This window comes from Clostridioides sp. LIBA-7602 (assembly GCF_056688945.1).
Window position 1 is genome coordinate 1,931,257 of sequence record NZ_CP196991.1, and the last position, 19,761, is coordinate 1,951,017.

Annotated in this window: 14 protein-coding genes and 1 pseudogene; 13 read left to right on the plus strand and 2 right to left on the minus strand. The window is 28.3% G+C overall.

From position 1 onward, the window contains the following. Positions 1 to 123 precede the first annotated feature (123 nt). The 4 genes and pseudogenes from ACTG45_RS09230 to ACTG45_RS09245 all read left to right on the plus strand — a co-directional run bounded on the left by ACTG45_RS09230 (position 124) and on the right by ACTG45_RS09245 (position 4,082). Positions 124 to 1,350 carry an RtcB family protein gene (locus tag ACTG45_RS09230; protein ID WP_021384568.1) on the plus strand — a complete coding sequence of 409 codons (1,227 nt, stop codon included), beginning with the start codon at positions 124 to 126 and terminating at the stop codon, positions 1,348 to 1,350. Positions 1,351 to 1,918: 568 nt separating this feature from the next. Further along, positions 1,919 to 2,680 (plus strand): EFR1 family ferrodoxin, encoded by a 762-nt coding sequence (locus ACTG45_RS09235; RefSeq protein ID WP_479920203.1) that lies wholly within the window; start codon positions 1,919 to 1,921, stop codon positions 2,678 to 2,680. A gap of 31 nt (positions 2,681 to 2,711) precedes the next feature. Continuing rightward, positions 2,712 to 3,494 (plus strand): annotated as a pseudogene (locus ACTG45_RS09240) (PhzF family phenazine biosynthesis protein). Between the two features lie 168 nt (positions 3,495 to 3,662). Beyond that, positions 3,663 to 4,082: a YjdF family protein gene (locus ACTG45_RS09245; protein WP_479920204.1), complete on the plus strand. Its 420-nt coding sequence runs from the start codon at positions 3,663 to 3,665 to the stop codon at positions 4,080 to 4,082. Between the two features lie 101 nt (positions 4,083 to 4,183). On the opposite strand, the gene ACTG45_RS09250 is transcribed toward ACTG45_RS09245, so the two are convergent. Beyond that, positions 4,184 to 4,450, minus strand: a complete 267-nt coding sequence (locus ACTG45_RS09250; protein WP_021384565.1) for a DUF1294 domain-containing protein — start codon at positions 4,448 to 4,450, stop codon at positions 4,184 to 4,186. 225 nt (positions 4,451 to 4,675) lie between these two features. Between ACTG45_RS09250 and ACTG45_RS09255 the strand changes: the two genes are divergently transcribed. Further along, on the plus strand, positions 4,676 to 5,377 hold the full coding sequence (locus ACTG45_RS09255; protein WP_021384539.1) for a B3/B4 domain-containing protein: 702 nt from the start codon (positions 4,676 to 4,678) through the stop codon (positions 5,375 to 5,377). Positions 5,378 to 5,454: 77 nt separating this feature from the next. Beyond that, complete coding sequence (locus ACTG45_RS09260) at positions 5,455 to 6,063, plus strand: NUDIX hydrolase (protein WP_044213383.1); 609 nt, start codon at positions 5,455 to 5,457, stop codon at positions 6,061 to 6,063. 140 nt (positions 6,064 to 6,203) lie between these two features. Here the strand turns inward: ACTG45_RS09260 and ACTG45_RS09265 are convergent, their stop codons facing one another. Beyond that, positions 6,204 to 7,574, minus strand: coding sequence for an MATE family efflux transporter (locus ACTG45_RS09265; RefSeq protein ID WP_021384518.1), 1,371 nt, complete (start codon positions 7,572 to 7,574; stop codon positions 6,204 to 6,206). Between the two features lie 944 nt (positions 7,575 to 8,518). On the opposite strand from ACTG45_RS09265, the gene gap reads away from it, so the two are divergent. The 7 genes from gap to tnpB all read left to right on the plus strand — a co-directional run bounded on the left by gap (position 8,519) and on the right by tnpB (position 19,444). After that, complete coding sequence (gap, locus tag ACTG45_RS09270; protein ID WP_021384519.1) at positions 8,519 to 9,535, plus strand: type I glyceraldehyde-3-phosphate dehydrogenase; 1,017 nt, start codon at positions 8,519 to 8,521, stop codon at positions 9,533 to 9,535. Positions 9,536 to 9,918: 383 nt separating this feature from the next. Beyond that, complete coding sequence (locus tag ACTG45_RS09275) at positions 9,919 to 11,088, plus strand: CD0519/CD1768 family membrane protein (RefSeq protein ID WP_021384537.1); 1,170 nt, start codon at positions 9,919 to 9,921, stop codon at positions 11,086 to 11,088. 378 nt (positions 11,089 to 11,466) lie between these two features. Next, positions 11,467 to 15,720, plus strand: a complete 4,254-nt coding sequence (locus tag ACTG45_RS09280) for a 2-hydroxyacyl-CoA dehydratase (RefSeq protein ID WP_021384527.1) — start codon at positions 11,467 to 11,469, stop codon at positions 15,718 to 15,720. Between the two features lie 138 nt (positions 15,721 to 15,858). After that, positions 15,859 to 16,353, plus strand: a complete 495-nt coding sequence (locus tag ACTG45_RS09285; RefSeq protein ID WP_021384502.1) for a methylated-DNA--[protein]-cysteine S-methyltransferase — start codon at positions 15,859 to 15,861, stop codon at positions 16,351 to 16,353. A gap of 115 nt (positions 16,354 to 16,468) precedes the next feature. Continuing rightward, positions 16,469 to 16,846 carry a C-GCAxxG-C-C family (seleno)protein gene (locus tag ACTG45_RS09290; RefSeq protein ID WP_021384548.1) on the plus strand — a complete coding sequence of 126 codons (378 nt, stop codon included), beginning with the start codon at positions 16,469 to 16,471 and terminating at the stop codon, positions 16,844 to 16,846. Positions 16,847 to 17,066: 220 nt separating this feature from the next. Continuing rightward, positions 17,067 to 17,510, plus strand: coding sequence for a hypothetical protein (locus tag ACTG45_RS09295; protein WP_021384520.1), 444 nt, complete (start codon positions 17,067 to 17,069; stop codon positions 17,508 to 17,510). 824 nt (positions 17,511 to 18,334) lie between these two features. Next, positions 18,335 to 19,444, plus strand: a complete 1,110-nt coding sequence (gene tnpB / locus ACTG45_RS09300; protein WP_479920205.1) for an IS200/IS605 family element RNA-guided endonuclease TnpB — start codon at positions 18,335 to 18,337, stop codon at positions 19,442 to 19,444. The last annotated feature ends 317 nt before the right edge of the window (positions 19,445 to 19,761 follow it).

The following is a 19,761-nucleotide window of genomic DNA, read 5'->3' on the forward strand; positions in this document are numbered from 1 at the left end:
AAAAGTAAGAGTTAATATTTAGATTGTTATTTCTATATAAAGTTTATTTAGATATCTTTTAAAACAATTAATGCTATTAAAAGTAACATATAGCTTAAAATAGCTAAAAAGGATGTGATATTGATGTTAGAGGTTCAAGGGAAGTGTAATAAAGCAAAAATATTTACAGACAATGTAGATAGTACAACTATAAGTCAGATAATAGAATTATGTAATCAGGAGTTTACAACGAATTCTAAGATAAGAATAATGCCAGATTGCCATGCAGGTTCTGGTTGTGTAATAGGAACTGTCATGACAATACAAGATAAAGTTGTTCCAAACCTTGTTGGAGTTGATATAGGTTGTGGCGTTTTGTGTGTAAATCTAGGCAAAATTAATTTAGATTTAAAAAAAATAGATGATTTTATAAGAGAGAAAATACCTCATGGATTTAATATAAATAAATATAGTAAAGCAAATTATAAAAAAGAGATAGAATCATTATACTGTTTAAAAGATATAGGAAAAGCAACTGAGGAGTATAACAGAGCAATTGGAAGTCTTGGAGGAGGAAATCATTTCATTGAATTAGATGAAGATGATGAAAAAAATAAATATTTAATAATACACTCAGGTAGTAGAAATCTTGGAAATAGAGTAGCAAAATGTTATCAAAAAAAAGCTTATGATTATTATATAAGAGCTAACAATGACTTTGAAGAAGATAGCAAAAAACTTATAGAAAAATATAAAAAGGAAAATAGAGAAGATGAGATTCAAGATACATTGATAAAGCTTAAAAAAGAACATAACTTTACCCCTAAAATACCAAAAGATTTATGTTACTTAGAAGGAAAATTAATGGAGGATTATCTTCATGATATGGATATTATACAAAAATATGCCGAATTAAATAGATATACAATGGCTAAAAGGATAATTGAAGAGTGCATAGGTCTTAAATTTAATGATTTAGAATATTTTCAAACTATACATAATTATATAGAAATTGAAAATAAGATATTGAGAAAAGGAGCTATCGCAGCATATGAAGGTAGAAAATTATTAATTCCTATAAACATGAGAGATGGTGTTATTTTGGGAGTAGGCAAAGGAAATTTAGATTGGGTTAATTCTGCACCTCATGGTGCAGGACGCATACTTTCAAGAGGCGATGCAAAAAGAAGTATAAATATGAAAGATTATGAAGAGTCTATGAAAAATATATTTACAACAAGTGTAAATATTAAGACTATTGATGAAGCACCTCAAGCATACAAACCAATTGATGAGATTGTAGAAAATATAAGAGATACAGTTAACATAATTAATATATTGAAACCTATTTATAATTTTAAATCAAATTAATAATACTTAAGATTAAAATAATATATAAAAGTTAATGTATAGGAAGATTGGATATAAGGAGTACTATAAAAATAGTGCTCCTTTTTTATTAATAATTAATAATAAGACTTTATTTAATAATACAAATAAATTTTCAAATATTTTTTATGGAAAACTTGACAATTGATAAACAATGGGATATTATATAGTCTATTTTTAAAACAATTCATTTATTTAATCGAGAATCAATAAAAGTATTGGAAATAATGTTTTAGTTAATGATAATATTTCATTTATGACATTAGGTATTAAGATTGTAACTGAAATGTTTGCAACAATCATTACTATTACAATGTGGTTTAGAGAAAAATCATTAGAATTATCGTAGAAAAGCACTATCAAAAGAATTATATTGGCACTTTTCTTCAAAAGATGATTTAATAGCATATCTAGAATATTGTATTAAGATAAATAAAATAAAGCGTTTTATCATCTAAATTAATTGCTTAATTTAGATGATAAAATTGCAAATTAAAGAGTGAAACTTTTAAGAATAAAGCTATATAATCTTAGTTATAGGAGAAGATTGATGATAGGAATATATTTTAGTGGAACAGGAAATTCAAGATATTGTGTAGAAAAATTTTTACAAGAATATGATACAACAGCAAATTCTTACTCTATTGAAGATAGCGAACTTTTAAAACACATCCACAATCACGAAGATATTGTTTTTGGTTATCCTGTACAATATAGTAATGTACCTAAAATACTGAAAGATTTTATAATTAGTCATTCAAATTTGTGGAATGGTAAACGTATTTTTATTATTGCAACCATGGCTTTATTCAGTGGAGATGGCTGTGGAGTGTTATCTAGGATGCTTAAAAAATATGGTGCTACTACTATTGGGGGATTACACTTAAAAATGCCAGATAGTATCGGAGATGAAAAGGTACTAAAACATTCTTTAGAGTACAATAGAAACCTAGTAATAAAAGCAGAAAAGAAAATAAATAAATCTATTAAAAAATTGAAATCTGGGATACCACCAAAAGATGGGTTAGGTTTTTTTTGTCATATTGTAGGATTATTTGGACAAAGACTATACTTTATTAACAAAACGAATCTATATACAGACAAACTAAAAATAAATGCTGACGAATGTATTGTATGTGGTAAATGTATTGGTTTATGTCCAATGAATAATTTAGTAATTAAAAATGATAGTATTGTTTCCAATGGGCAATGTACAATGTGTTATCGTTGTATAAATAATTGCCCTAAACAAGCAATCACATTATTAGGTAAAATGGTTGTTGAACAGAGTAATCTGGAGAAATACATATAAGAAAATTTAAATTAGAAAGAGAGGATAAGGAATGGATTATTATATAGTTGATGCGTTTACAAGTAAATTATTTAAAGGAAATCCTGCTGGAGTTTGTGTTCTTGATAAGAAATTGCCATTGGAGTTAATGCAAAAAATAGCAGAAGAAAATAATCTTCCAGAAACGGCTTTTATAGTTAAAAATAAGTAAGGTTATGGATTAAGATGGTTTACTCCTAAAGCAGAAATTGATTTGTGTGGTCATGCAACTTTGGCAGCAGCTTATGTAATTTCAAATTTTATTGATATCAATGTTAAAAAGATAAATTTTTTTACTCAAAGTGGAAATCTTGAAGTTACACGAAATGGGAATCTATACGAAATGATATTTCCAGAACTAATGCCTACTGAAATAGAATTATCACCTCAACAAATTGATTTGATAAGTTGCATACCAAGTGCTATTTACTCTTCAAGGGATTTAATTTTGTTATTAAGTAATGAACAAGAAGTTATAAATTATACACCTAATTATGCAAAGTTACGTAAATTAACAGATTGGTTAGGTGTAATAGTTACAGCACAAGGAAGTAAAGTAGATTTTGTATCAAGATATTTTTGTCCAGAATTGGACTCAGAAGACCCTGTTACTGGTTCATCTCATTGTAATCTTATTCCATATTGGGCTAAAAAATTGGGGAAAAGCAAAATGATTGCAAAACAGCTGTCTAATCGTGGTGGTATAATTCAGTGTGAATTATTAGAGGATAATACTGTAAAAATTTCTGGTGAAGCAGTTTTGTTTATGCATGGAACAATAAAGATTGATATTTAGAGATTAATTGATACCAATGTTGACAAGTACCATTAAAAAATATAATATTTAATTTATAAAGATAAAAACACAGTCTGGTTGGTAGTCCAGACGCAGCAATTGCTGTCAGTAACCTGCCTCCTTGGTTGTCCGTTCTTTTAGAAAGTAACTAAATAGGAGGAACTAGCAATGGAAAAGATTAGTGGAAAATTGACAGTCTTATTTGAAGAACCATTTTGGATAGGTGTATTTGAAAGACAAGATGGTAAAAAATATGAAGCATGTAGAGTAGTTTTTGGAGCAGATCCTAAAGAGGTAGAAGTATATGAATTTATACTTGAAAGATTTTTCTCGTTAGATTTTGGTAGTATTAAGTTAGAAAAGAATGTAAACAATGACAAAATTGGATACAAAAGAATGCAGAGAATAGTAAAAAAAGAACAAGAAAAAGAAACCATAGGGACTAAGGCTCAAAATGCTCTTAAGCTTCAATATGAAGAAAGAAAGCAGGATAAAAAAATTCTAGCTAAAGATAGGAAAGAAGAAGAAAAAGAAAGACTTTTTAATTTGAAACAAGAAAAGAGAAAAGCCAAACATAAAGGCCATTAATTTTAATTATATGTATTTTTATGAATTGCTAGAAAAAGGTGTATGAAATCAAAAGTTTCATACACCTTAATTTATTGGAAAAATAAAATTTTGTATTCCAATTACTTTAAAATACAAAAATATATTAATAATAATTGTAGAAATATTATAAATGGTATACCAAGCGTAAATTTAATATGCTTAGTTTTATGTCTAAAAGAATACATACCAGTTATAGAACCTATACTGCCTCCAATTACCGCCATAGAAATAAGAGTGGCTTCTTTTATTCTCCATTCATTTTTAATTGCTCTTTTTTTATCTACATACATTGAAAAGAAAGCAATAAAATTAATAACCATAAAATATATCAAAATAAAATTTTTCATAATCTAACCTCCATAAAAATATATTATACATTATAAAGTAAGAGTCCTGTTTTTAAAAGCTAAATTTGTAATTAGTATATATAAGCTATTTGGGAAGAGTAAATATAACATTAATTGGAAAATTTAAAAAACTTAAACAATTGATAAATAGGGGGTATATTTATAAGACATAAAGTGATAAAATTTACTTAGAAAATAATGTAAATAACAGGAGGATAAGACAAAATGAAATTTATAGTAGAAAAAGAAGTCTTTGATAAATTAGAAAATGTATGTTTTGGGGTAGTAGTAGCAAAAGGGATAGATAATACTAAAGAAATTGAAAGAATAAGTAATCTTTTAGATATAAGTATAGATAGAGTAGAAGATTACTTTAAAGATAAAAAAGTGAAAGAATCAGAAGAAATCATACCATATAGAGAAGCCTTTAGAAGCTTGGGAATGAACCCAAACAAATTTATGAGTTCAATAGAAGCAATGACAACAAGAGTTGCTAAGAATAAGAAACTTCCTCATATAAATCCTATTGTAGATTTAGGAAATTCTATTTCTTTAAAATATTTACTTCCAATGGGTGCTCATGATATGGACTTTAGAAATGATGATGTGTATGTTAGATTTTCAAAAAAAGGGGATAAATTTGTTCCATTTGGAGAAAATGATGTTGAATTAATGGAAGAAGGAGAATTAATTTATTCTGTTGGAGATATGGTAAAAACTAGAAGATGGATATGGAGACAAGGAGAGGAAGGAAAAATAACTAATAGTTCAAAAAATATATTTTTCCCTATAGATGGTTTTACTGATGCTAATTTAGATAAAGTAATGGCTGCAAGAGAAGAATTAGCTAAGTTGTTAAAAGAAATTTTTGATTGTGAGATTAAAATAGGTTTTGTAGATAAAGATAATCCAGAGATGGAAATATAATAATATAAATTAAATATTTGTTAAGGTATTATATTTATATTTACTTAATGTATTAAAAAAGAGAGGTCGTAGTAAATTTGAAAAAAACTATAATAAAGAATGTAAATCCCTTGATTGAAAGTAAGTTTATAGGACTTTTTGAAATTGAGTATAAGAATAAGTTGAACGAAGATAAGGTCTGGATGGTAGCATCAAGAAAAAGTAATGAAGAGCTAGAACGTATCTATTTAAAGAATGAAGAAGATACTGCAGATGCAGTTGTAATAGTTGCACTTCATAAAAGTAGTAAAAAACTGATTTTAATAAAACAATTTAGAGTACCTATAAATGACTATATATATGAATTACCAGCAGGACTTGTTGATGAGGGCGAATCTATAGATATTTCTGTTGAAAGAGAACTTAGAGAAGAAACAGGACTTGCCCTTTTAGAAATTCAAAAGAATAAGAGTAGTGATAAGGTATATTTATCACCTGGAATGAGTGATGAATCTGTTGCATTTGTCTATTGTATATGTGATGGTGATATAACAGATGAATTTTTAGAACCAGATGAAGAGATTGAGGCGCTTTTAGTTTCACAGGAAGAAGCAAAAGAGATTTTACAGAGCAATCATAAGATAGACACAAAAGCATTTTTAATTTTACAAATGTTTGTAAGTTTAGGAACTAAATTATTTGAATAACTATGTAGACAAGAGATTATATAGATGAGTAAATTATTAAGGTTAATCTTTATGGAAGTTATGGCTAATTATACTAAAGAGGCTAAGAAAATAGAAAGTTGATAATTTTTCTACTTTCTTAGCTTTACACAATTTTGAAGTTATTGATTAGCTTTTATATTAATTAGTTTTTTGTGTATCCAAGATTTTCTCATAAAATAAACTAGTCCAATTATCATTGGTAAAACAGGAGAAAGAGCTTGTCCAAAATATACACCCATAAATCCAAAATTAAATCCAAATGCTAATAGCCAACTAATAGGAAGACGGACTACAGCAGCATCTAAAATAGCATTTATCATTGCTACATTAGCAGAACCAATTCCTATAGCAAAGGAATCAAGAGTATACATTACTGCATAAAATAGGCTATTTATAGAACAACAAATTCGTAGATATAAAATACCATCTCTAATGACATAAATGTTTTTGGGTTCAAACAACATAACAATCGGTTCTACCAATATTTGCACCAAAATCACAACTTCAAGTGTAATAAAAATATTAAGATAAATACCTGTTTTTGTTATTTTTTTTACTCGTTCAATATTTCTAGCTCCCATGCTTTGACCTACCATAGCAGTAACCGCCTGCCCAATTGCCCAGCATGGCATACCAGCAAATGTATTTATTTTTAAGCCGACTCCAGACGCAGCAGCGACTGAAACACCAAAGTTATTTAACATACCTGTAATTAAAAGATAAGAAACATTTACTATGACCATCTGAATAACAGTAGGCAAACCAACTTTCAAAATGGCACTTAATTTATCTAACTTTATTGAAAAATTTCGTATTTTAAAGTCAAAAACAAAATTTTTATGTTTTAAGTGAATAATAGAAATTATTAGCGAAATTCCTTGTGAAAAAATGGTAGCGTATGCTGCTCCTTTTGTTCCCATTTTAAATGGCCCAACCAAAAGTAAATCTAAAATGATATTTGTAATCGTAGCTATTCCCACAAAATACAATGGGCTTTTTGAATCTCCAAATCCTTTCATAATTGAGCAAATTGAATTGTAACCAAAAACAAAAACTGTTCCATAACAGATAATATTCATGTAATCACAAGCATCTTGTATAGCATCATCAGGAACATTTAAAATACCGAAAAGTGGTTTATAAATAAGTAAACTTATAATGGTAATAATAATAGTGGAAATAAAAGATATTGAAAATAATGTGCCTATAGTTTCACTTTGCTCTCTTTCGTTATTAGCTCCTTTATATTGTGCTATCAGTACAGTTCCACCCATTGTGACACCAATGCAAATAGAATTTATTATAAAGCTAATCATTGAAGCATTGCTAATAGCAGCGAGTCCTGTTTCTCCCACAATTCTTCCAACTACTAACATATCCACAATGCTATAAAAAGATTGAAGTAGGTTTGCTAGCAGAAGTGGAAGAGCAAATAGAATTAGTTTCTTTGTCACATTTCCTGTTGTTAAATCATGTTCTTCTATTTTCATATTTTTCTTCCTCCTAACATTTTTATGTTTTTTCTTACTAAAAAAAGCAGAGAGATAAGCACTTAAAAAGTGTACCCTCTGCTTTGTGCGATATTAGTATTCGCATTCAAATAACAAAAGGCTATAGACAAAACATTGTCTATAGCCTTTTTCACACAATAATATACCTATGAAAAAGTAATATGAAAACTCAAAATAAACTCAGAATCAATTTTTCTTGAGAAGAATTACCATTTCATGAATTTTTATATCATATTAGGCTCCGTACAATGTTTTATAATATACAGCTGTTCGGAGCTATTTTCAATGCAAAATTTACCAAATAATCTCATTGTACTCACCCTTTCATTTTTACTTTTTATACACAATCATTATATTTGACTAGAATCAACTTGTCAATACGTGATTTGGCGTACGTATTTTACAATTTTCAAGTTATACTTGTCCTTTTCTAGTATTTCTGATAACTTCATTGAACTTGTATTCTCAGTTCTATCTTTATACATTCTATTTTTAAGGAGATAAAATAGCTTGTATGTCAAATATAGGGTCAACAAATCCTATATAAGTAAACCAATACAATTTTTTGTAACTTTAATAAAAGCTTGCATAAAGCAAATTATTTCCTAAAATAATTTTTATCAATCTTGTCTTATCATAAATGTACTATATTTTTAAATATAAAGATAGTTTAAAAATTCAAAAAAAAGATGGCGAAATATGTCCCAAGGGACATTGAGTAAAATAAATGACTTCAGACCTCGCATGATAAAAAGTATATACTAAATGAGGGTTAAAATAGATAAAAATGATACACTAATTCTCTTTTGACAATAAAAAAACATAGAATTTAATTATTTAATCAAGAAAAAGTATTGAACAAATGATTTATTTAGTGTACAATAATCATGTAAAAACATAGTAATGGAGGGAGACATTTCATAATGAAAATTAAGGTAGGAATGAACGGATTTGGAAGAATAGGAAGAGCTGTATTAAGAATAGCTCAAGAAGAATTAGGAGATAATATAGAAATTGTAGCCATAAACGCAAGAGCAACAACAGAGTCTTTGGCACATTTATTTACATATGATTCATGCTATGGAACTTTTAGAGGTGAAGTAGAAGCAAAAGATGAAGATACTTTAGTAGTAAATTCTAAAGAAATAAAAATATTAAGATATAATGACCCAGAAGAATTACCATGGAAGGAACTTGGGGTTGATATAGTAATAGAATCAACAGGGTTATTTACACAAAGAGAAAAGGCAGAAAAACATATTAAAGCAGGAGCAAAAAAAGTAATTATAACAGCTCCAGGAAAAAATGAAGATATAACTATAGTTATCGGAGTTAATGAAGAACAATATGATAATGAAAAACACAATATAATTTCAAATGCATCTTGTACTACAAATTGTCTAGCACCATTTGCTAAAGTATTGGACGAAAAATTTGGTATAGTAAAAGGTCTAATGACTACAGTACATTCATATACTAACGATCAAAGAATATTAGATAAGAGCCATAAAGACTTGAGAAGAGCAAGAGCGGCGGCTGAATCTATAATACCTACCACTACAGGAGCAGCAAAAGCTGTGTCAAGAGTATTACCACAATTAGAAGGAAAATTAAATGGTTTTTCACTTAGAGTGCCAACACCAACAGTTTCACTTGTTGATTTAGTGTGCGAACTTAAAGAAAACGTTACAGTTGAAGAAGTAAATTCTGCATTAAAAGATGCTGCTGAAGGAGAATTAAAAGGAGTTTTAGGATATTGTGACAAGCCACTTGTTTCTATAGACTTTAGAGGAGATTCTAGGTCGTCTATTATAGATGCTCTATCCACAATGGCTATAGAAGATAATATGGTTAAAGTAGTTTCATGGTATGATAATGAATGGGGATATTCATCAAGAACAGTTGATTTAGTAAAATATATAGCTGAAAAATTACAATAATACATAACTTTTTGAAAAAAATTTGAAAAAAATTCTATAAAACTAAGAAAAAAGATTATGAAAAATATTGAAGGAAAAATTTTTTCATAATCTTTTTTGTTTCCTGTAAAAGATACAAGTTACAACTTATAGGTGGATATTAGGTCGTTAGAGTAACTTGTGTATAATTAGTAAGGAATCATACTTTTTCTAAAATGAAGGATAAGATGTCGAAAACTTGCATAAATCTGAAAAATTTTTATTATTAAAATACTGATTTTCATTTTAATCATGATAAAAAAATGACAAATAAAGTTGCAAACAGTAATATTTATAAGTATAATTAAAAAGAGAAAAGGTTTTGTTAAACTTTACAACAAAAGAAAAAGAAGGGATGATTCAAAATGGAGAAGTTAACAGACAGGAGACAGGTTAAGGCAGTAAGCATGGAAACTTTTGTTTTCTTAATATTACTAGTAGTTGGTTTTGGGTATGTTGGTAGTATTATGGGAGCAGGAATGATGTTCAAAGTAATAATGAGTACAGCGCATGCTTTACTATTAGAGACAGTTTTCTTAATTATGGCTATGGCAGTTCTTGCAGGTGCATTAAGCGCGCTACTTTCAGAGTTTGGGGTAATAGCATTAATTAATAAAATTTTCGCTATATTTATGAAGCCTTTATATGGGTTGCCTGGTGCTAGTATAGCAGGAGCTATAACAACTTATTTATCAGATAATCCAGCTATTATACCTTTTGCTAAAGATAAAACATTCACACAGTACTTTAAAAAATACCAAGTTCCAGCATTATGTAATTTAGGAACAGCTTTTGGTATGGGACTTATCTTAACAACATTTATGATTTCTCAAGGTACAGAATATGTACTTCCAGCGTTAATTGGTAATCTAGGTGCAGTCATAGGTAGTGTAATAAGTGTTAGAATAATGTTGACATTTACTAAGAAGTTTTATAAATACAATCCAGAGGAAGATAAAGCAGCAGGAACATTAGAGAAAAAAGCTGAGTTTAGAGAAATCAGAGAAGGAAATGTGTTCCAAAGAGCTTTAGATGCAATTCTTGAGGGTGGTAAAATGGGAGTAGATATGGGAATGGCTATAATACCAGGTGTCCTAGTAGTATGTACATTAGTCATGTTGCTAACTTTTGGACCATCTACAGACCCTGTTACAGGTCAAGAGGTTTATACAGGAGCTGCATACGAAGGAATAAAATTACTTCCAGTTATTGGAGATAAACTTGGATTTATATTAGAGCCATTATTCGGATTTACATCACCAGAAGCAATAGCTTTCCCTATAACTTCATTGGGAGCTGTTGGAGCAGCAATGTCTTTAGTTCCAGAATTTATAAAATCAGGTGCTATAACTCCTAATGATATAGCAGTATTTACAGCTATGGGTATGTGTTGGAGTGGATACTTAAGTACACACATTGGTATGATGGATGCATTAAATGCTAGACAGTTAGCAGGTAAAGCGATTCTTTCTCATACAATAGGTGGTTTATGTGCAGGAGCTGCTGCCCACTTTATATTCATGCTCGTAGGATAAATATAATTAATTAAACAAAAGATAATATACAAAAAAATGGTTGCCAGTGTACAAGAAGGCTTGTACACTGGCAACCATTTTTTGATGAATGAAGATAATTTATAATATATAAATGTTAAGTCTATATTAGAGTTAAGTTATATTTATGTAAAAAGTAACAAAAATCTGTAGAAATTTATGACAAAATTTAGTACACTAACTATATGTTCTTATTTAAAATTTAAGGTTAGGATTAGGAATTACCTAGTAGAGTAAGCTTGATTAATAAAACAATCATAAAATAAAAATATTAGTCATAAAGATTATAGAATAACTTACTTAAAATAAAGCCATAGAACTTACAAAAATTAAAAAAGCATATAAGTATGGAGGGGTACAATGGATGAATTATTTCATATAGGAATTGATGTAGGTTCTACAACGGTGAAGGTTGTGGTACTTAATAATAGTAATAATATAATTCATAAAGAATATAGAAGACATTATTCTGATGTGAAAAAATCGGTTAAAGAAGTACTAAATGGTATATATGAAAAATTGGGAAATATAAATACTAAAATTGTAATAACTGGCTCAGGTGGAATTGGAATATCGAAAAAACTAGGAGTAAAATTTGTTCAGGAAGTCATATCTAGTACAAAATCAATAGAGTATTTCCATCCTGAAACTGATGTTGTTATAGAGCTTGGAGGTGAAGATGCAAAAATAACATATCTAAGTGGAGGAATAGACCAAAGAATGAATGGGATATGTGCAGGTGGTACAGGAGCATTTATAGACCAAATGGCATCACTTTTAAAGACAGATGCAAGTGGATTAAATGAATTAGCAAAAGAGTACAATGTTATATATCCAATAGCTTCAAGATGTGGTGTTTTTGCTAAAACAGATATTCAACCTCTTATAAATGATGGAGCTAAGCAGACTGATATAGCTATGAGTATTTTTAATGCAGTTGTTGTACAAACAGTAAGCGTTCTTTCTTGTGGAAGAAAAATAGAGGGGAATGTAGCCTTTTTAGGTGGCCCATTATACTTTTTATCTGAGCTTAGAGAAGCATTTAAAAGAGTATTGGATTTAAAAGATGAAAATATAATTTTTCCAGAAGATGCACAACTTTATATTGCTATTGGAGCAGGATTATTATCAGTAGATGAGGATAGCATAGAACTAGAATCTCTAATAGAAAAGCTAGATAATATAAAGAATATCGAAGATGGAGAAGTAAATTTATTAGAGCCTTTATTTAAAGATAAAAACGAGTACGAAGAATTTTCAAGAAGACATGAAAAAGAAAAAATAAATTATGTGGATATAAATTCAATCAAAAGTAATTGTTATTTAGGAATTGATGCAGGTTCCACCACTACTAAAGCAGCTCTTATTGATGAAGATGGAAGACTTGTATATTCTTATTACAATAGTAATGAAGGAAATCCATTAAAAACGACTATTAAGGTTATAAACGAAATATATGATATCTTACCAAAAGACATTAAAATATTGAGTTCAACTGTAACTGGCTATGGAGAAGCTCTTATTAAGAAAGCACTGAAAATAGACAATGGAGAAATAGAGACTATAGCACATTATAAAGCTGCTAAATTTTTCAATAAAGATGTAGATTTTATACTTGATATTGGTGGCCAAGATATGAAATGCTTAAAAATAAAAGATGGAGTAATTGACAATATAATACTGAATGAGGCTTGTTCTTCGGGTTGTGGTTCATTTTTAGAGACATTTGCAACTTCTTTATCTATGACAATAGAAGAATTTGCACAGGAAGGTATTTATTCTCAAAATCCTGTAGATTTAGGTTCAAGATGCACTGTGTTTATGAATTCTAGAGTAAAGCAATCTCAAAAAGAAGGGGCAAGTATTGGAGATATATCAGCAGGGCTATCTTATTCTGTAATAAAAAATGCTTTATTTAAAGTAATAAAAATTAGAGATTTGAATGAAATTGGTAGAAATATTGTTGTACAGGGTGGAACATTTTATAATGATTTGGTGCTTAGAAGTTTTGAAAAACTAATTGGGAAAAATGTAATCAGACCTAATATTTCAGGAATTATGGGTGCTTTTGGTTCAGCACTTATAGCAAAAGAAAAGTATGAAAGTGGGTATCAAACATCTTTATTATCTAAGGAAGAATTGAATAATATAAGATTAGAATCAAGTGTAACTAGATGCAAAGGATGCTCGAATCATTGTCTTCTTACTATAAACAAGTTTTCTGATAATGAAATTTTTATTTCAGGAAATAGATGTGAAAAAGGTGAAGCTATCTATGGTGATAAAAAAATAGGACTAGAAAAGAAAAAACCAATAAATTTATTTAAGTACAAATATGATAGGATTTTTAGATATAAACCACTGGAAAAAGAAGAAGCAAAAAACGGAGAGATAGGTATACCAAGAGTGTTAAATATGTATGAAGATTATCCGTTTTGGTTTACTTTTTTCAATACTATGGGATTTAGAGTTGTGCTTTCCGATAGGTCGTCAAAACGATTATATGAAACTGGTATAACTAGTATAGCTTCTGAAACAGTTTGCTATCCAGGGAAATTAGTTCATGGACATATAGAAAACTTGATTGAAAAAGGTATAAAAAATATATTTTATCCAAGCGTAACAAATGAAAATAAAGAGGATTCAAGTGCAGATAATTATTATAATTGTCCTGTGGTAATATCATATTCTGAAGTAATAAAAAACAATGTAGAAAATATAAGAAATAAGAACATAAACTACATAAATCCATTTATAAGTCTAAATGATAAGGAAAAATTGAAAAAGAGACTATATGAAGAATTATCAAGAAGTTTTTCTGATATAAAGATAACTAAAGAAGAAATTAATAATGCAGTTGATAAGGCTACTGATGAACAAAATTCATTTAAAATGGAGATGCAAGCTACGGGAGAAAGAGCACTTAAAGAAATAAAAGAAAGAAATATGAAGGGGATTGTGTTATGTGGTAGACCATATCATATAGACCCAGAAATAAACCACGGCATGCCGGAACTTATAAACTCATTAGATATGGCAGTACTTACTGAAGATTCTATATGTCACTTAGCAACTATACAAAGACCTCTTAGGGTTGTAGATCAATGGGTATATCATTCAAGATTGTATAAAGCAGCAAGCTTTGTGAGAGATAAAAACTATTTGGAATTGGTTCAACTTAATTCATTTGGATGTGGGCTGGATGCAGTAACCACAGACCAGGTTCAAGAGATACTTAATGAAAAATCGAAGATATATACTATTATAAAGATTGATGAAGGCAACAATTTAGGTGCTGCTAAAATAAGAATGAGGTCTTTAAAAGCAGCTATGTTTGAAAGAGAAAGCAAAAATATAGATGTTAGAGATATAAAGGTAAATAGGATACAATATGCTAAAAATAATCGAATAACGAACAAACATACTATATTAGCTCCACAAATGTCTCCTATACATTTTCAATTTCTTGAAAAAGCTGTAAACTTAAGTGGTTATAATATAGAAGTTCTAAAGGATACAGATAGTAATGTAATTGAAGAGGGATTAAGATATGTAAATAATGATGCATGTTATCCAGCTATAATAGTCGTAGGACAGTTAATAACAGCATTAAAATCTGGTAAATATGATTTAAATAACACTTCTGTTACAATAACTCAGACTGGTGGAGGTTGTAGGGCTACGAATTATATTGGATTCTTAAGAAAAGCTATGTATGATGCTGGATTCAAAGATGTTCCTGTAATCGCACTTAGCGTAAATGGAATAGAAGATAGTGGAATAATGGATAATATATCACTGAAATTAATAAATAGACTTTTTATGTCTGTTGTATATGGAGACTTATTGATGAAGGTACTTTATAGGGTAAGACCATATGAAAAAGTTACTGGAAGTGCAAATGCTCTATATGAAAAATGGGTTGATATATGCAAAACTTCTCTTATCAAAGCAAAAATTTCTGTATTTACTAAAAATATAAAAGATATAGTAAAGGAATTTGATAACTTAGAAATACTCGATGTAAAAAAACCAAAAGTAGGATTGGTAGGAGAAATTTTAGTGAAATTCCATCCAATTGCAAATAATAATCTAGTAGATATATTAGAACGAGAAGGTGCTGAAGCAGTTGTACCAGACCTTACAAACTTCTTCTTAAGTTGTGCTTTCAATACTATTTATAAACATACTCACTTAGAGGGAAGTAGAAAGAGTAGAATTATAGGAGAAGCATTTATATACATAACTGGAATATACCAAAAGGTATATAAAAAAGCACTTGATAAAAGTAAAAGATTTTATGCTCCAGGCAATATAAAAAATGTTGCAAAAAATACAGAACCAGTAGTGTCACTAGGAAATCAAACTGGAGAAGGTTGGCTTTTAACAGGCGAAATGGTTGAGTTATTAAATGAGGGTGTAGAAAATATTATCTGTATGCAACCTTTTGGATGTTTACCTAATCATATAATTGGTAAAGGTTCTATAAAAGAATTAAAAAGATTGTATAAAAATGCAAATATAATTCCTATTGATTATGACCCTTCTGCAAGTGAGGTAAATCAGCTTAACAGAATAAAACTTATGCTTTCTAAGGCCTTTAAAAATATATAAAATTGATATTTCAAAGGTTAATAAGTTTAAAAAATATTATATATTAAATAATTATAAATAAAGAGTTATCCTATTTTTAGGGTAACTCTTTATTAGTTAAAAAATTATATGTATACTAGTGTAAAGGGGGGAAGTTATATGAATCTAGTATATGATGTTTATCAATCAGAAATAGGAAATTTGTACATATTGAGTGAAGATGGTTTTATAGTTAGTATAGATATAGGAGATGAGAACTTTAACAAAGTAAAAGATGAATATATCAAAAAAGGAATTGACATAAAAAGAAGTAAGGAAGATTTAAAAGAAGCCATAAATCAGATAGACGATTACTTTAAGGGAAAAAGAAAAGTATTTGATTTAGATATTCGAATTGAAGGGACTGAATTCCAAAAATCGGTTTACAGAGAAATGTTAAAAATACCATATGGGGAGACATTGTATTATTCAGATATAGCACAAAATATAAACAATCCTAAATCTGTAAGAGCAATAGGACAAGCAAGTAAAAGCAATAAAATTCCAATAATAATACCTTGTCATAGAGTAGTTGGCAAAAATAATATTGGTGGATATATGGGAAATCATTCTGATTTAAAAGAGATATTGTTAAACTTAGAAAAAAATATATAATCTAGAAAAAAATGTTTTTATTGTTAATCTTTGATATAATAATGGTAAAAAGAAGTGTTTTTTACAAAAATAGTAAAAAATATATTCTAATTTACAAAGATGAGGAGGAATTTTAATGTGTAATAAAGTTATAGCATCAAAATATCATGAAAAAGGATTTAATTGTGCGGAATCAGTTATAAAAGCATATAATGAGGAATTTAATACAGACATACCAGTTTGTCTAGGAAGTGGACTAGGTTCAGGTTGTGGAGTTGCTAGTTTATGTGGTGCAGTAAATGCCTCAAATATAATAATTGGATATGTAAAAGGTAGAAACCATGAAGATGAAACTACTAAAGCTAAAGTTTATGCTAAGGATTTGACTACAACAGTAAGAAAAGAGTATGGTTCAGAATTATGTATAGATTTAAAAAAAGATTTAGTTGCATGTAGAGAAATAATGGATTTCGCATATGATAATCTAAAGGAAACTTTAAAAAAAGAATTATAAGAAAGAGAAGCTATCAAGTATAGATTATTTGATAGCTTCTTTTTATAGACATCTAAATTAATAGGTTTATAATGATTTTATAGTTATTGCTTGGAAATAAAAATTAAGTGACTTTAAAATAATCTTAGATTTTTATTTAATATAGATGCTTGTTTATATCTATTTTTGGATGTGTTATACTTATTTTTAATAGATGTTTGTCATGAGGGAGATGAGAAGATTGGAAAATATAAATTTACTTATTAATAAATTATATTCAAAAAATCATAATGAAGCATATAAAACTTTTTTGTTTTTAGAAAATGAAAGTCTGAAATCAAATATTACATATTGTTTTTTTGACTCATTCTTAGAGATGACTGATGATAGAAGCTCATATATTCGTTCAAGAGGATTGCTATTAATAGCTGCGAATGCTCAATGGGATATTGATAATAAAATTGAAATGAATATAAATTGTATTTTAAGTCACATCGTAGATAAAAAACCCTCTGTATCAAGAATGTTTATTAAGTCATTACCTAAGATTACAAAGTATAAAAAGAATCTTATACATCGTATACAAATGGAATTAAGTAATGCAGATACAAGTATTTATAATAATAATATGAAACCATTAGTGGAAAAGGATATAAGAGAGGTCTTATCTAATATTAAGGCTTGAGATTATTAAAAGTCTATTAATATAATAATGACATTTTATACATCAAAATAGAATATTTACAGTTTGATGGCAGTTTTGAAATAATAAATTAAAACTGCTATTTTTATTTAAAATACTATTTAGAGAAGGATAAGAGTATTAGTTTCTTAAGTAAATAGATTGCATATGAGGATGTATGTAATATGTTATAAGATATTTGATTAAAAAATAGCTACGCACACTTGTGACTTTAGTCATGAATTAGTAGCTAAAGTAGTCAGCATATAGGGAAACTTATATGTAGAGATAGGATAGAACCTATCCAATACTACTTGAATTGCTGGAAACCCCTAAAGCTAACCAAACTAAAACATAAGGATGAAATAAACCTAAGTGTGAAAGTTACGAAAGTAGAAAAAATTGGTTAGATGGTATAAGGTTAAACCCTAAGTACTTTAAAATGGGCAATCAGCAGGTAAGCTCCAAATAGGAGAAACTTCAACGACTATTCCTCTTGAGGGAAGTACACTACAAGCTATTGGTAGTGGAAGTGGGTAGACCTTAACGGATAATGCCGAAGGATAAGATATAGTCTGTGCTTGCATGAAAGTGTAAGAAGTTCATAAGAGAACTGCATAGGTAGTAGCGAACTTATGTGAACGACAACCTCAAAAATGATAAAAGTTAGGACTTACGGTTCTTACATATGTTATTTAAAAATAAATATAAAAACCTTCCAAATAATTGTTTTAAATAATTACGTTTGTTAATATTATAATGGGTGATGAAAAATAGAAGTTACTCGGATATGTATATTAATAATCATAAAAAACAATTAAAGTGAGGTGATAGTAGTGGAAAAAGCATATAAGTTTAGAATGTATCCAAATAAAAAACAGCAAGAGTTAATTAACAAAACTTTTGGATGTTGTAGATTTGTATATAATAAGTATCTTGCTAAAAAAATAGAAGTTTATGAAAATGATAAAGAAACTTTTACTTATAAACAGTGCAGTTCTGATTTGACCAATTTAAAAAGAGAATTAAAGTGGCTTAAAGAACCTGAAAAATTTTCACTACAAAACACTTTAAAAGATTTAGAAAACGCATATAAAAAATTCTTTAAAGAAAATGCAGGATTTCCTAAATTTAAATCAAAGAAAACTAATAGATTTTCATATAGAACTAACTTTACAAATGGAAATATTATGTACTTTAGTCAATATATAAAATTACCTAAACTTGGTATGGTTAAAGTAAGGGATAAACAAGTACCTCAAGGGAGAATACTTAATGCTACTGTATCCAAAGAACCAAGTGGTAAATATTATGTATCATTATGTTGTACTGATATAGATATTGAAGCATTTGAAAATACTAATAATCAGATAGGTTTAGATTTAGGAATTAAAGAGTTTTGTATCTCAAGTTGTGGACAATTTATAGAAAATCCTAAGTATCTTCAAAAGTCATTAAACAAACTTGCTAAATTACAAAGAGAATTATCAAGAAAAACAATTGGTAGTTTAAATAGAAATAAAGCAAGGTTAAAAGTTGCAAGACTTCAAGAACATATAGCTAATCAAAGGAAGGATTTTCTACAAAAACTATCTACTAAATTAATACGAGAGAATTATATTATTTGCATAGAGGATTTACAAGTAAAGAATATGACTAGAAATAGTAAACTATCTCTTTCTATTTCTGATGTGTCATGGTCAGAATTTATTCGTCAATTAGAATATAAAGCTAATTGGTATGGTAGACAAATTGTAAAAGTAGGTAAATTCTTTGCAAGTTCACAAATATGCAATAAATGTGGATACAAAAACGAGGAAATGAAGAATTTAAGTATAAGAGAATGGATTTGTCCTTGTTGTAATGAAACTCACGATAGAGATATAAATGCAAGTATAAATATACTAAAAGAAGGATTAAGACTAATAACAGTTTAAAATAGATAACGTATGTAAGAACCGTAGGAACTACGGGGATAGCCTGTGGAGAATTAGTAAGACATATTTTAGTATGCAAAATTCTATGAAGTAGGAACCCTGTGACTTTAGTCATGGGAGGTTCAGAAATTAAATGTTTTCTTTGACAATACATATATAGTGGTGATAATATCTAAAGGAATAAAAACTAAGGTAATAAATAGATAATATGAAATTATAAAACTATGCTATAATTACAAGGAAGGATGTAATAAACTGTAGAAATTGCAAGTAAGTAATATAAGTTTTGGAATAATTAAATTTAAAGAAAATACATA

Excerpts from the sequence above, each read along its gene's own strand:
- ACTG45_RS09285 (WP_021384502.1), top strand. The coding sequence starts at position 15,859 with ATGAATCTAGTATATGATGTTTATCAATCAGAAATAGGAAATTTGTAC.
- ACTG45_RS09265 (WP_021384518.1), bottom strand. The coding sequence starts at position 7,574 with ATGAAAATAGAAGAACATGATTTAACAACAGGAAATGTGACAAAGAAA.
- ACTG45_RS09245 (WP_479920204.1), top strand. The coding sequence starts at position 3,663 with ATGGAAAAGATTAGTGGAAAATTGACAGTCTTATTTGAAGAACCATTT.
- ACTG45_RS09250 (WP_021384565.1), bottom strand. The coding sequence starts at position 4,450 with ATGAAAAATTTTATTTTGATATATTTTATGGTTATTAATTTTATTGCT.
- ACTG45_RS09255 (WP_021384539.1), top strand. The coding sequence starts at position 4,676 with ATGAAATTTATAGTAGAAAAAGAAGTCTTTGATAAATTAGAAAATGTA.
- ACTG45_RS09275 (WP_021384537.1), top strand. The coding sequence starts at position 9,919 with ATGGAGAAGTTAACAGACAGGAGACAGGTTAAGGCAGTAAGCATGGAA.
- ACTG45_RS09230 (WP_021384568.1), top strand. The coding sequence starts at position 124 with ATGTTAGAGGTTCAAGGGAAGTGTAATAAAGCAAAAATATTTACAGAC.
- gap (WP_021384519.1), top strand. The coding sequence starts at position 8,519 with ATGAAAATTAAGGTAGGAATGAACGGATTTGGAAGAATAGGAAGAGCT.
- ACTG45_RS09290 (WP_021384548.1), top strand. The coding sequence starts at position 16,469 with ATGTGTAATAAAGTTATAGCATCAAAATATCATGAAAAAGGATTTAAT.
- ACTG45_RS09235 (WP_479920203.1), top strand. The coding sequence starts at position 1,919 with ATGATAGGAATATATTTTAGTGGAACAGGAAATTCAAGATATTGTGTA.
- ACTG45_RS09280 (WP_021384527.1), top strand. The coding sequence starts at position 11,467 with ATGGATGAATTATTTCATATAGGAATTGATGTAGGTTCTACAACGGTG.